The 12,070-nt window shown below is 70.2% G+C and carries 16 protein-coding genes, 1 tRNA gene and 1 pseudogene; 6 read left to right on the top strand and 12 right to left on the bottom strand.

The features are described 5' to 3' along the window. Positions 1-55: 55 nt before the first annotated feature. The 10 genes and pseudogenes from J1M64_RS04620 to J1M64_RS04580 form a co-directional block, all read right to left on the bottom strand. Positions 56-301, bottom strand: coding sequence for a DUF6480 family protein (locus tag J1M64_RS04620; RefSeq protein WP_069388399.1), 246 nt, complete (start codon positions 299-301; stop codon positions 56-58). Then, positions 298-1,485 (bottom strand): GDSL-type esterase/lipase family protein, encoded by a 1,188-nt coding sequence (locus J1M64_RS04615; RefSeq protein ID WP_206473120.1) that lies wholly within the window; start codon positions 1,483-1,485, stop codon positions 298-300. The genes J1M64_RS04620 and J1M64_RS04615 overlap by 4 nt, the downstream gene beginning before the upstream one ends. A 16-nt stretch (positions 1,486-1,501) precedes the next feature. Next, on the bottom strand, positions 1,502-2,650 hold the full coding sequence (locus tag J1M64_RS04610; protein WP_206473118.1) for an FAD-dependent oxidoreductase: 1,149 nt from the start codon (positions 2,648-2,650) through the stop codon (positions 1,502-1,504). Positions 2,651-2,663: 13 nt separating this feature from the next. Next, entirely contained in the window at positions 2,664-3,548 is an 885-nt protein-coding gene (locus J1M64_RS04605; RefSeq protein WP_206473116.1) for a DUF1295 domain-containing protein, read from the bottom strand. 125 nt (positions 3,549-3,673) lie between these two features. Next, positions 3,674-3,746: transfer RNA gene (locus J1M64_RS04600), tRNA-Gly, on the bottom strand. A 133-nt stretch (positions 3,747-3,879) separates the two neighbouring features. Further along, positions 3,880-4,008, bottom strand: a complete 129-nt coding sequence (locus J1M64_RS20145) for a hypothetical protein (protein ID WP_256388222.1) — start codon at positions 4,006-4,008, stop codon at positions 3,880-3,882. Between the two features lie 88 nt (positions 4,009-4,096). Beyond that, positions 4,097-4,171 (bottom strand): annotated as a pseudogene (locus tag J1M64_RS19720) (DUF4287 domain-containing protein); the annotation flags it as partial. A 35-nt stretch (positions 4,172-4,206) separates the two neighbouring features. After that, positions 4,207-4,776 carry a dihydrofolate reductase family protein gene (locus J1M64_RS04590; protein ID WP_067716097.1) on the bottom strand — a complete coding sequence of 190 codons (570 nt, stop codon included), beginning with the start codon at positions 4,774-4,776 and terminating at the stop codon, positions 4,207-4,209. A 174-nt stretch (positions 4,777-4,950) separates the two neighbouring features. Beyond that, complete coding sequence (locus J1M64_RS04585) at positions 4,951-5,925, bottom strand: sigma-70 family RNA polymerase sigma factor (protein ID WP_200841543.1); 975 nt, start codon at positions 5,923-5,925, stop codon at positions 4,951-4,953. A gap of 76 nt (positions 5,926-6,001) precedes the next feature. Next, positions 6,002-6,361 (bottom strand): Rv2640c family ArsR-like transcriptional regulator, encoded by a 360-nt coding sequence (locus tag J1M64_RS04580; RefSeq protein ID WP_206473115.1) that lies wholly within the window; start codon positions 6,359-6,361, stop codon positions 6,002-6,004. A 97-nt stretch (positions 6,362-6,458) separates the two neighbouring features. Between J1M64_RS04580 and J1M64_RS04575 the strand changes: the two genes are divergently transcribed. The 3 genes from J1M64_RS04575 (at position 6,459) to J1M64_RS04565 (ending at position 8,559) form a co-directional block, all read left to right on the top strand. Beyond that, positions 6,459-6,974, top strand: coding sequence for an ArsI/CadI family heavy metal resistance metalloenzyme (locus J1M64_RS04575; RefSeq protein WP_119192811.1), 516 nt, complete (start codon positions 6,459-6,461; stop codon positions 6,972-6,974). Between the two features lie 89 nt (positions 6,975-7,063). Continuing rightward, on the top strand, positions 7,064-8,029 hold the full coding sequence (locus J1M64_RS04570; RefSeq protein WP_206473113.1) for a hypothetical protein: 966 nt from the start codon (positions 7,064-7,066) through the stop codon (positions 8,027-8,029). 119 nt (positions 8,030-8,148) lie between these two features. Beyond that, positions 8,149-8,559, top strand: coding sequence for a YciI family protein (locus J1M64_RS04565; protein WP_206473111.1), 411 nt, complete (start codon positions 8,149-8,151; stop codon positions 8,557-8,559). A 16-nt stretch (positions 8,560-8,575) separates the two neighbouring features. Here J1M64_RS04565 and J1M64_RS04560 read toward each other — a convergent pair whose 3' ends face one another. Then, a complete protein-coding gene (locus J1M64_RS04560) occupies positions 8,576-9,316 on the bottom strand; it encodes an RES domain-containing protein (protein WP_119192785.1) in 741 nt (246 codons plus the stop codon). Then, on the bottom strand, positions 9,313-9,705 hold the full coding sequence (locus J1M64_RS04555; RefSeq protein WP_069388672.1) for a hypothetical protein: 393 nt from the start codon (positions 9,703-9,705) through the stop codon (positions 9,313-9,315). Before J1M64_RS04555 ends, J1M64_RS04560 begins: the two co-directional genes overlap by 4 nt. Before the next feature lie 155 nt (positions 9,706-9,860). Here J1M64_RS04555 and J1M64_RS04550 point away from each other — a divergent pair, with 155 nt between their 5' ends. From J1M64_RS04550 to J1M64_RS04540, 3 genes are all read left to right on the top strand, one after another. Then, complete coding sequence (locus J1M64_RS04550) at positions 9,861-10,151, top strand: DUF3072 domain-containing protein (RefSeq protein WP_069388673.1); 291 nt, start codon at positions 9,861-9,863, stop codon at positions 10,149-10,151. 13 nt (positions 10,152-10,164) lie between these two features. Further along, entirely contained in the window at positions 10,165-11,316 is a 1,152-nt protein-coding gene (locus tag J1M64_RS04545; RefSeq protein WP_206473108.1) for an RNA polymerase sigma factor, read from the top strand. A 142-nt stretch (positions 11,317-11,458) separates the two neighbouring features. Next, positions 11,459-12,064, top strand: a complete 606-nt coding sequence (locus tag J1M64_RS04540; protein WP_206473106.1) for a hypothetical protein — start codon at positions 11,459-11,461, stop codon at positions 12,062-12,064. Positions 12,065-12,070 lie beyond the last annotated feature (6 nt).

Genomic DNA, 12,070 nt, shown 5'->3' with positions numbered 1-12,070 from the left:
GGGCCGCGGCAGGATCGGACTCTGCCGCGGCCCTCGTCGTCGTCACCCCGTCCGCTCACCCCAGTCCGAACATCCTCCCGACGAGCCCGAAGACCATCACCAGCACCACCAGGACGACGATCGCCAGCAACACCACGATGCCGACCCGCGAGTTCGACTTGGTCGGGCTCTGGCCCGTGCGGGCGCTGTCCGAGGCGAGGGAGGTGGAATCCGAGTCCGGCGTCATGGGACCCACGGGGGAGCCGCCCGCGTCGAGGTCGGGGGAGTCGCTGGGATCCGGATCCGGGGGCGTAGTCGTCATAGCCCGTGTGTACACGATTCGCCGCGGGTGCGATCGCCGTGAGCGAAGGGTCCCCCGTCCCCGAACGCGTGCCGGGCGAAGCGCGTGCCGATCAGCTCATGCGTGGCGGTGTCGGGGTGCAGTGCGTCGGGGAGCGGGTGCTCGTCGGCGTCCGCGGATCCGTACAGTGCGGTGCCGTCGAGATGGTGGAGGTTCTCGTCGTCCCGGGCCTCCACGATCGACGCGAGCGCGTCCCGGATGACGCGGAGAGTCAGCCGCCCCTGCGCGGTGTCCCCGGTCTCGCCCGTCGCGATGAACCGCACCTCACCCGTGTGGAAGGTGTCCGGATCGAACGCGCCGGGGCCCGGGGTGTCCTCGTGGATCCCGCAGTAGATCGGCGAGACGAGCAGCAGCGGGGTGGTGGGGTGCCCGTCACGGATCGTGTCGAGGAACCCGTGCACCGCGGGGACGAACGCGCGCAGCCGCATCGAGTCCGAGTTGGTGACGTTGATGCCCAGCTTGAGGCTGATCAGGTCGGCGGGGGTGTCGCGCATGACGCGGGCCATGAACGGATCGACGAGCGCGCTGCCGCCGACGCCGAGGTTGCGCAGGTCCACGCCGCCGAGCCGGGCGGCGAGGGCGGGCCAGGTCCGCGCCGGCGACGTGGCGTTGGAGCCGTGGCTGATCGAGCTCCCGTGGTGGAGCCAGCGGCGCCTGTCCGTCGGCGCGGGCTCCACCGGGGCATCCGTCCGGAGTTCGAGGAGCTCGACCTGTTCGTTGTGGGGCAGCCACAGCTCGACGAGTTTCTCGCCGGCGCCCAGCTCGGTGAACCGGGTGAGGTGCGGTGGGCCGGGCACGAGCTCGGTCACGCCGGTCTGGAGGTCCGTCTCGATGGCGTCGCCGCCGGTGAGCCGGTCACTCGCGACGAGTCGGTGGTCGACCACCAGATCGATGTTCCCGCGGGGACGGTGGATACCGCGGTAGGCGAGGCGGGTGGGGTGGGTGACCAGCTCGATGCTCTCCGCGTCGGTGACCGCCGCGACCCGGACCCCGGAGGGCTGCGCCTCGACCGACAGCAACTGCGGATCGGGGAACCGGGCGCCGACCCAGGCCGGAAGCCGGTGCGGCCGCAGCCCGCGAGAGGTCGTCTCGAGGTACTCGTGACCGCGCAGGAGCTCGGGCGTCAGGGGAGTGCGGATCGTCATGAGGCTCCAGTCTCCACTACCTGGCCTTGCGCGGCCGCCGCAGGCGCCGCACCCCGCCGTAGATCCCCTGGCGGGTGATGAGGAGCTGGAGCACGACGTCGTTGACCCGCGCCGGCACGCGCACGCCTCGGCCGGTGGGCGCGAACACGATCAGGCCGTCACGGAGCGGACCGAGCACCGAGCCCCATCGGCGCGGCGGCGGGCGGTAGGCGCGTAGTGGGTCGCCGGCGAGATGCGCCCGGATGTTGCGCGCGAGCAGGACGTGTCCGCGGTTGCGGGCGGAGGTGCGCAGCGGGTCGGTGGCCGCGACGTCCCCGACCGCGAACACCCCTGGATAGCTGGTGACCTGCAGCGACGGCTCCACGGCGACGAATCCGCTCTCGTCGAGCATCCCGCCGGGCAGCCACGCGGTGTTGGGGGTGACGCGGCCGATCGCCCAGAGCACCACGTCGGCGTCGGCCGGCGGCTGCCCCGTGGTCCAGGAGACGGGCCCGCCGGTGAGGTGGCGGGTGTCGTGGTCGGGCGGCAGGTCCGCGCGGTGCCCGGGGTGCATGCCCACGCCGAGGCGCTCGAGGCGGGACCGCACGCGCAGCCAGACGCGGTGGTGGTGATGGGGCAGCGCGCGCTCGCCGGGGAAGTAGAGGTCCACCGCCGTGGCCGGCCACCGCTCGGCCACCTGGGCGGCCGCGCTCACCGCCGCCGCGCCGCCGCCGATCACCGCCACCGACCCGGCCGCCGCGAGGCGCTGGTGCGGCGAGGCGAGCTCGGCGTCGACGTCCACTGTGTCCCGGAGGGTGGGGTGGCGCCAGAAGCCGTTGGTCACCCCGGTGGAGACGACGACGACGTCGTACGGTTCCTCGGCCACTGTGCTGTCGCCCGCTGTGCCGTCCGCACGGGTGACGCGCACGAGCCGCTGCTCGGGGTCCAGGCCGGTCGCGGTGCCGTGCACGATGCGCGTGCGGTCGAGCCCGCGGAACCGGTGGTAGGCGATGCGGTAGTCCCGCTCCCACGCCTGCGGCCGGGCCAGGCGCAGGCCGAGCTCCTGGCCGCTGACGAACTCCGGCGTGGCGGTGATGCCCACGACGTCGGCGTACCGGCGCAGCGAGATGGCGGTGAGGACGCCCGTGTCGCCGAGGCCGACGATCACGACGCGGGGGCGGGTCACATGCGGCGCCGCGTCATACGCGGGCGGTGGCCTTCCTGGGCGGTCGCGGGAGGAACCGGGACACGCGCTGCACGACATCGTCGTACTCGGGGCGGCGTTCGAGGCTGCGGCGCTCCATCATCGGGATGCTCACTCCCAGGAACATGGCGAGCATCGCGGCGGCACCGACGAACACCCACCACGCGCCGGGCCAGGCGGCCAGCCCGAACAGGGCCATCGACAGCCAGATGCCGCACTCGCCGACGTAGTTCGGGTGCCGCGACCACGACCACACTCCGGTCTGCATGACCTGGCCCGGCGTGCGGGTGGCGAGGAAGCGGTGCATCTGCAGGTCGGCGATCGTCTCCAGGGCCAGTGCGGCGATGCCGACGGCGAACGCGACGACGTCCAACCAGCCGAGCGGCTGCCCCGCGCGCGTGGCCACCACGTAGACGGGGACGAGGCCGGCGAACACCACCAGGGTGGGGAAGACGTGGATTCCCATGAGGTCGGCGACGAGGCCGAACTTCCCGGCCCGCTCGCGGACCAGCGGGTAGCGCCAGTCCTCGTGATGCATCCCGGGGAAGGTGCGGACCCAGTTGGCGGTGAGGCGGATCGCCCACGCCACCAGCACGGCCATCATGAGCCACCAGCGGACGTCGTTCACGCCGGCGTCGGCGGCGACCCACCAGTAGAACGCCAGCAGGGGCGGGATGACCGACCAGTAGGCGTCGTAGGTGCTCGAGTTCCCGAAGATGCGGCTGAACCCGAAGATCACCAGCGTCGCGACGAGGTCGGCGATCAGCCCGTCCAGCCACAGTTGCCCGGTATCCGGACCCCACGCCAGCCACGTCAACCCGGCGGCGATGGCGATGACGTACGCGATGGTGATTCGCAGGAGGGACGCGCCTCTACTCATGTCAGGAGGGTAGAGCGGCGTCCGGCTGTTGGTTGAGGTAACTGCGAATGTGGCCGGTTCGGTCTATCCCGGCGCGTGTGCGTCCAGAGGGAAATGAACGACCTCGTCGTCGTCACTTCCGAGAGAGCGGATGACGAGATTCGAACTCGCGACCCTCACCTTGGCAAGGTGATGCGCTACCAGCTGCGCCACATCCGCATCGCTTCGCAGGCTCGCTCTCGCTCACCGCGTTGCGAGAAAGAACTCTAGACCATCCCTCCGGGAGCTCGTCGGGGAGGTACCCCTCGGGCGCTCGCGTCGCCCGCCGGCCCTGGCACAAGCCAGTCGCCCGTCACCTGTCGGGGTTGGTGGCCGCCCCGTCGAGCCACAGCGTGTCGGAGGCGTCGGAGTGCGCACCGCCCTCCCCCACGTGCTTCGGATCGATCTTCGGACCCGTGGTGATGACATGGACCAGGGCCATCCCGTGTCCCCGACCCAGGTCGTAGTCCTCCTTGGAGCCACGCGAGGATCGGACCGGCCTTGGTCCCGGGGCCGAAGCCCTTCGCGGTGGCGGCATCGACCAGTTGCCGGGGAGTGAGTCCGGTCCTGGTCTCGATCGTGTCGAGGTAGGCCTGGAATGACATCGGGTTCTCCTTGCTGGTGGGTGGCGGCCGGTCGGTCAGGCGGCCGGGGTGTCCGGGGTTTCCGGGCGGACGGAGTAGGTGGCGACGATGTTGCCCGCCGGGGTCTGGGTGGAGCTTCGAAGCTGCAGCCGCGTGGTGGGTACGGAGTCGTCGAAGAGCCTGCGACCGTCACCGGTGATCACCGGGTGGATGGTCAGGGTGAGCTCGTCGACCAGCCCGGCCAGGACCAGTCGTCGGGTCGTCTCGATCCCGCCGCCCACGGCGATATCGCCGCCGGGCTGTGTGCGCAACTGCTCGAGGTACTCCGCCGGGTCGCCGGAGACGATCGTGCTGTTCCACGGCAGGTCCCCGGTCAGCGTCGAGGTGAGCACGTGCTTGCGGACCGGGTTGACCCACTGGGCGAACGGGTCGTCGGCGTAGGTGGGCCAGAACCCGGACCATTCCTGCCAGAGCGTGCGGCCCAGCACCAGGTCCGTGGTGGAGGCGGTCATCTGCTGCATGGACTGCATCTCGTCGGGGCCGAACGCGTCGAACTGCCAGCGCTCCGCGTGCTCGGACACGCCGTTGAGCGTGGAGAACATGTGCGCGGTGATCTTGCGGCTCATGATGATCCCTCCTGCGGGGTTTCGGTGGCCGGTCGAGCGGGTGCCCGTGGCCCGGGGGAGTTGCCTTCACAGGGGTAGACGGGACGGGTCGGCGAAACTGATCGGTGCCGGGGGGATTTCCTTGCCGCGCCGGTCGTCTGCAGGCCGGCGGGGTCGGGGCACCGGTTTCCACGCCTACGGCAACCGTGCGGGGAGGCCGAACTCGGAGAAGTGGTGCGCGCCGATGAAGTGGGTGATGGCCGAGATGCGGCCGGCGTCGGAGTCGAGGACGTGGATCGCGAACGGCTCCCAACGCTGGTCGCCGGCCGCGTGATAGACCGCGACGGCTGGTCGGCCGTTGGCGGAGGTGGTGATGGTGCGCGCGTTGCGGCAGACCTCGCCAGGACCGCGCCACCACCGTTCGATCTCGGCCGAGCCGCGCAGCCAGAGTTCGAACGGCGGCATGGAGAACTCGGCGTCGTCGGTCAGGAGTGTGACCAGCCGGTCGACGTCGTAGGCCTCGAACGCCGCGACGTACTGCTCGAGCAGGCCCGCGTCGACGTGCGGGTCGGGGCGGGGCGACGACGACGAGGTGTTCTCCGTCGGGTGGGGGAGCGCGATCTCGTGCCGGGACAGGGTCTTCCGGGCACGGGCGAGTGCGGAGTTGACGGACGGGAGGGTCATGCCGAGCAGGTCGGCGCATTCCGCGGCCGAGTGGTCGAGGACGTCGCGCAGAAGCAGCACGACCCGCTGCCGGGGCGGCAGGTGCTGGAGGGCGGCGACAAAGGCGAGCCGGACGGACTCGCGCACGACTGCGGTGGCAGAAGGATCAATCCCGAGGTGTGCGTCGCTCGCCGGGCCGATCCAGGTGACCTCGGGCAGGGTCGCCAACATCGTGGGGTCGTCGGGCACTGCGCCGGGTTCGGTGAGGTCCGTGGGCAGGGCCCTGCGCTGTGGAGCCCGCGTCATGTCGAGGCAGACGTTGGTGGCGATCGAGTACAGCCACGTACGCAGGGACGATCGGCCCTGGAACCCGGCGCCGTCCCGGGCTTTCCACGCGCGGAGCATGGTCTCCTGGGTCGCGTCCTCGGCCTCGGCGAAGCAGCCGAAGTAGCGGTAGCAGTAGCCGAGGATCTCGCGCCGGTAGTCCTCTGCCTCGATCGTGTGCACGGAACTCAGTCTCCGCCGTGGCGCGGCGGTCGTGGGGTGGTTTACGCCTCGACTGACTGGTCAGCCTGCCGGGCGGTCAGCGGCAGCAGTTCGGGTCGAGCACCCCTCGCAGGGCGTCGAGGGACTCGGCGCGCGCCCGGTAGTAGACGTTCATGCCGCGACGTTCGGAGACGACCATGCCGGTCTTGCGCAACTGCCCGAGGTGGTAGCTGACGGTGGATTCGGCCAGGTCGACACCCGTGGCGAGGTCGCAGGTGCAGACGCCGTCGCCGCTGTCGGTGAGCAGGATCGACACCAGCTTGAGGCGGACCGGGTCGGCGAGGGCCTTGAGGCGCAGAGCCAATTCGAGGGCGGCGGCATCGTTCATGGGGGCGGCCGACACCGAGTCGCAGCAGATCGGCCCGCTGACGTCGATCACGGGGAGCGCTTTGGGCATGAACAGAGTGTAGCGACCCTCTTGACATATATCGAAGAGCAGGAGCATTCTGGTGGAGCAAACCGATTCGATATATGTCACACAGGTGGAGGCCGCCATGTCCCGTGTTCAACTCGCCCTCAACGTCGACCGCCTGGACGAGGCCGTCACGTTCTACTCCAAGCTCTTCGGGGTCCAGCCGGCCAAGCTCAAGCCCGGCTACGCCAACTTCGCGGTCACCGAACCGCCGCTCAAGCTCGTCCTGCTCGAGAACCCCGGCAAGGGTGGCTCGATCAACCACCTCGGGGTGGAGGTCGAGTCCTCGGAGAAGGTCCACGCCGAGATCGCGCGCCTGACCGACGAGGGGCTGTTCACGGACGAGGAGATCGGCACCACCTGCTGCTTCGCCACCCAGGACAAGGTGTGGGTCACCGGGCCGGCGGGGGAGAAGTGGGAGGTCTACACCGTCCTCGCCGACTCCGAGACCTTCGGCACGAGTCCCCAGCACCTCGACGGCCCGGCCGGTGCCGATCCGGTCGACCCCGACGGCGGCGTGTGCTGCGGCACGGCAGCCGCTTCCACCGAGCCGGGCGCCCAGGCGCCAGCGGAGGCCGTCAACAGCTCCTGCTGCTGACCGCAGACCGGGCAGCGCCGATCACCTTCTTCAACGTTCTTGTCGGACCCGCGCGATACAACTGGGGTGGTCCATCGAAGGAGGCCATCATGTCTGAGGCGTTCGACGTCCGAGTGGTCGGAAAAGAGCTGCACATCGGTCCCGTACGGATCGGGTTCCAGCGCACCTTGCGTATCCCCGAGGACGGGCTTCATCCCCTGCCGCCGGGTCTCGGGTTGTTCCCGATCCGGAGGGTTCAAGATTACCCTGACACCGCCCCGGCGGAGTGGCTGGCCCGCGGCGGCGTCATGCTCCCCGTCTACCAGCGTGAGGCCATGTGGATCTCGCTGGACAGCAGCGAGCCGGCTGCGCTGCAGGTGGGCATCGGCAAGGTGTGCGCCATCAGCGGCGAGGAGTGGGACGAGTCCCTGTCGCAAGACCCGCAGAACTATACGTCGTTGCCGGATCAGCCCTGGCTGGACGGGATCAATGCAGGCGACGGGTTCATCCGCCAGTTCGTCGCAGTCCCCTTGGGCCTGGGGGCGACGGTGGAGGGACAGGTGACTGGCCGCGAGGAGCACGGTGGCGTGCAATTGCGCGCAGTCGGCCTGACGGCCGCCGCGCTCGAGGACTGGGGACAGTCGTACGTCGACGACTTGATCTGCTACAGCGCCATGCCGCTAACAGAGAGTGCACCCACTATGGGGCTCGGGGCCGGTGGGCGGATGCGCCAGGAGGTCTACGAAGACGACCGCGATCTGGGCGACTACGACGAGTCCCGGTCCGGACGAGTCTTTGTCCACCTCTGCTCGGCGGCGCAGTGGACGGCGATCACGGGGGAGGTGCCGCCTGCGACGCCCGTCGACCGAGACGCCTACACCGAGGCAGGTCTGCCCTGGTTCGACTACTTCGATGCTGATCGCGACGATCTCGCCCCTGCCAAGGCGCTCAAGCGCGTCAAGTCTGTCGGACAGGTGCTGGGCGGCGACGACGACGCGCATCCCCCGGTTCCGCCCGAGAGCATCGTGAAACTCAAGCACCACTCGGGAGACACCGTGGAAAACGGGGCCTGGTAAGTCCCGGCGCAGCGAGCCCGCGCCGATCGCCTCCGGCCTCGATGTCGAGAACCCGCGACCTGTTCCGTCTCCCCGGTGAAGCGACCACACTGGGTCGCACAGCACGAGGAGGTTCTGTCATGGCCAAGTACCTGTTGCTCAAGCACTATCGCGGCTCCGCCCCGGAGGAGCCCACCTATCCGCCGCTGGGCGAATGGGACTCCGACGACGCCGCCGCCCACTTCCAGTACATGGAGGACTTCGCGAACCGACTGCGGGACTCCGGGGAATACGTGGACTCCCACGCACTGTCGGAGTCGGGGACGTGGGTGCGGTACGACGGCGAGGGCCGCCCGCCGCTGACCGACGGCCCGTTCGCTGAGACCAAGGACCTGATCGCCGGCTGGATGATCATCGATGTGGCCGACTACGACCGGGCCCTGGCGCTCGCGTCCGAGCTGTCCGCGGCGCCGGGCCCGGGCGGCGAACCGATCCGCGAGTGGCTCGAACTGCGGCCCCTGCTCACCGCTCCCACGGAGATCGAGGACTGACCGCGGCCGGTCCGCCTCAGTCGGCCCAGCGCAGGCCGAGCAACTCCATCGCGCGGTTGAGGTCTGCGTCACCCGTTCCGAGACCCGCGTTGTCGAAGCGCGGCGCCAGGATGGCCGACACGTCCCCATCTCGGGAGCGTTCGAAGATCGCCCACAAGGTGAGGTCGTCCCCGTGTCGGGAGGCGAATTCGATTCCGTCGAGTGGGACGTCGTCTACGTCTGTGACCCCGTGGAGCCAGGAGGCGATTCCCCGTGTGAGGGTGCGGGGTCTCGCGTCCCTGATCGCGGCAGCATCGAGGTCGTCGAGCCCGAGTCCGAGGGCGGTCATTCTAAACCTTGCTCGCAGAGCGGCCAGCGAGCGGTGATCACCAGGAACGGCAAAGCTGCCTGACATCATCGCTGTTCCACTGCATCGCACCTCGCACCAGTCGGGTGGAATCGTGCCCGCCTCGATGGTCGGAAATTCGTCTTCCCCGTCGACTTCTATCTCCGCGAGGTCGTCGGACACCCGCGAGCTGGGCCTGAATCTCGCGAGGAGCTCCAGAAGGCAGGCGAGCCGGGTCTCGCCCACGTAGAGGGTCCGCCAGGAGCCTCCGGGGTCGTCCCACCGTCCATCGAATCGGCCGTCCTCGGCGTAAGCCCAATCGGTCCACTGCCACGGTGTGGGAGCGAATCCCACGCGGTGAACTGTTATGGCTGTGTGTCTCCGGACGACTATGTCGCCGGCGTCGGTACGGACTACCGTCTCGCGGCTCATCCGACCGATACGAATTGACGCGCGGCGGCGAGCACCATCGGGCCGGTTTCTCCGACGTCACCATCGCGGAGCAGCAGAGCCGGGGCCCTGTCATCGAGAAGCGGATTGAGTCCTTGCATCCACGCCTGGGCGACCGCCGGGGAATCGCGCTCGCAGATCATTCGAGCGATCCGGTAGGCGATTCGAAGCCGTTCCACGGTTTCCGGCCCGGCGATCTGTCGGGTGCCGTCGGCCCATCCCCGTACCGCACGGGTTTCTTTGACCTGCCCCAAGTAGGCGACCAACCGATCACCCAGGAGTGGCCGGAGTGCACCGACGAGTTCGGCGTTCGTCATCCGGTTCGCCTCTTCGTACGCGGCGAGATCCGGCCGCCGATGAAGTATCGCCATCGTGATGCTCCCTGACGTGTGGGCTGTCACTGCTGAATCCCACCTTGTTTCCCACATCGTATCCCCAGCAGGTCCCAGTGACCATCCCCATTGTGGCGTCGGGCACCCCGCACTGGCCGGTGGTTCGACCGGGAGCGCGGGCGTACCGTGCGGGCATGACCAACCCGGACGCGACCACCCCGATGCCCGACGAGAACCAGAACCGCGCAGAGGAGACCCTCGGTTCGCCCGTCCCCGAGGGCCGGACCGCCGACGGCAGCTCGGTGCAGCGTGACCCCGACGACTGGGTCACCGGCGACGAGCCCATGACGGAGGCGCAGAAGAGCTACCTCGACACCCTCGCCCGCGAGGCCGGTGAGGAACTCCCGACGACGCTGACCAAGGCCGAGGCCTCCGAGCACATCGACCGCCTGCAGAAGAACAGCCCGCGCACCGGCCACGCCTAGACGCACCGGTGCCATGACCGCCCCCGACCTCCGGACGCTGACGCCGCAGGTCATCGGCATCCTCATCCGCCGCGGAGCCGACTTCGCCACCGCCGAGGACGCCGTCCAGGAGGCGCTCATGGAGGCGCTGCGCGTCTGGCCGGACGACCCACCGCGCGACCGCCGCGCCTGGCTGACCGCCGTGGCCTGGCGCAGATTCCTCGACATCGTCCGCTCCGAGGGCGCCCGTCGGCGTCGTGAGCAGCGGGCTGCGGAGGAACAAGGGCTGTGCTCGTTGTCGTCGTCGTTGCTCGTGCCTCCGGACCCCGGTGACGACACCCTCTGGCTCTACTTCCTGTGCGCCCACCCGTCGCTGCCGATGCCGTCGGCGATCGCGCTGACCCTGCGCGCGGTGGGTGGGCTGACCACCCGCCAGATCGCGCGGGCGTTCCTCGTGCCCGAGGCGACCATGGCGCAGCGAATCAGCCGCGCCAAACGCACCATCGCCGGCGAGCGCCTCGACCGGCCCGGCGACGTGGCCACCGTGCTGCGGGTGCTGTACCTGGTGTTCAACGAGGGCTACACCGGCGAGGTCGACCTCGCCGAGGAGGCCCTGCGCCTGACCCGGCAGCTGTCGGCGGCCATCGACCACCCCGAGGTGCGGGGCCTGCTCGCGTTGATGCTGCTGCACCACGCGCGCCGCGCCGCGCGGTTCAGGGGCGGCGGGGCCGGCCGTGACAGCAACGACGACGACGACGACGGCGACGACGGCGACGGCGACGACGACGAGCTCATCCCCCTCGCCGAGCAGGACCGCACCCGATGGGACGCGCGAGCGATCGCGGAAGGTGTCGCGATCCTGCAGGCAGCGCTCGCACGCGACCAGCTGGGGGAGTGCCAGGCGCAGGCCGCGATCGCCGCTCTGCGCGACAACCCCGCGGCGCGGCTCGGGCGGGCCGTCGCGGTGGGCCACGCCGTCGGCCCGCACGCCGGCCTGGCGGCGCTGGTCGACCTGCCGGAGTCGCTGCCCCGGCGCACCGCCGCGCAGGCGTACCTCCACGAACTGGCGGGGGACACCGGCGGGGCCGCCGGGCTGTACGGCCGCGCCGCCACCGAGGCGACGTCGGTGGCCGAGCGCCGGTACCTGGCCCGCAAGGCAGCCGAGCTGCGGCGGGCGGAGTCCTGAGACCCGTACCGGCGGCCACGTTTCCAGCATGTTTCGAGTCGGCCCAGCCCCTCGCTGCGGGCGACCGCGCGGCCTAGAATTCGCTGGAGAAGGCGAGGTGCCCGCGATGACTCTTCAGAACCGGACGGCGTCACGGAGATCCGTGTCCGAGGACACCGCGGAGCGTGCCCTGCGGGATCTCGACGACCGACACCTCACCGAGGTCATGCTGCGGGAATTGAGGCGGCGCAGGACGTTCGCCAGGGTGGCCGACCAGGTCGACGGAGCCCTCCGGGCAGCGCGCTTCCCGATAGGGGATCCGTTCTGGCCGCCCGCCGACCCCGCCGCTGCCGCCCGTCGGGCGATGATCGCCTCCGCAGTGCACAGCGCCGTGCTGCAGGTACCCCACGCCTGCTCCACCGAGGCATGCGAGATCCTCATCGAGCGGGGCGTGGTCCCCGGCTCCACACCCGCAGATGCGCTGCGGACCTTCGCGAGGGACGGCCGGCTCATCGTGCTCCGCGGCGACCGACGCTGGGTCTACCCGCGGTTCCAGCTCGACCACTTCGACCCGCGCGACCCGGACAACATCGTCGCCATGATCAACCGGATGCTCGACGCCGGCCACTACCCCGAGGCCGCCACCGCATGGTGGACCGCGCCGGCCGACTCCCTGCCCGATCGTCGCTCGCCCATGGGGTTGCTCGGAAGCGACCACGACACACTCCGCCAGCTCGCCGGGGCGTACGCGGCCGCGGCCGACCTCTGACCGGTT

It is taken from the genome of Dietzia sp. KRD202, assembly GCF_017168155.1.
Classification (GTDB): Bacteria; Actinomycetota; Actinomycetes; order Mycobacteriales; family Mycobacteriaceae; genus Dietzia; species Dietzia kunjamensis.
The sequence above is the reverse complement of the archived record's forward strand: the minus strand, read 5'-3'. Positions and strand labels throughout refer to the sequence as shown.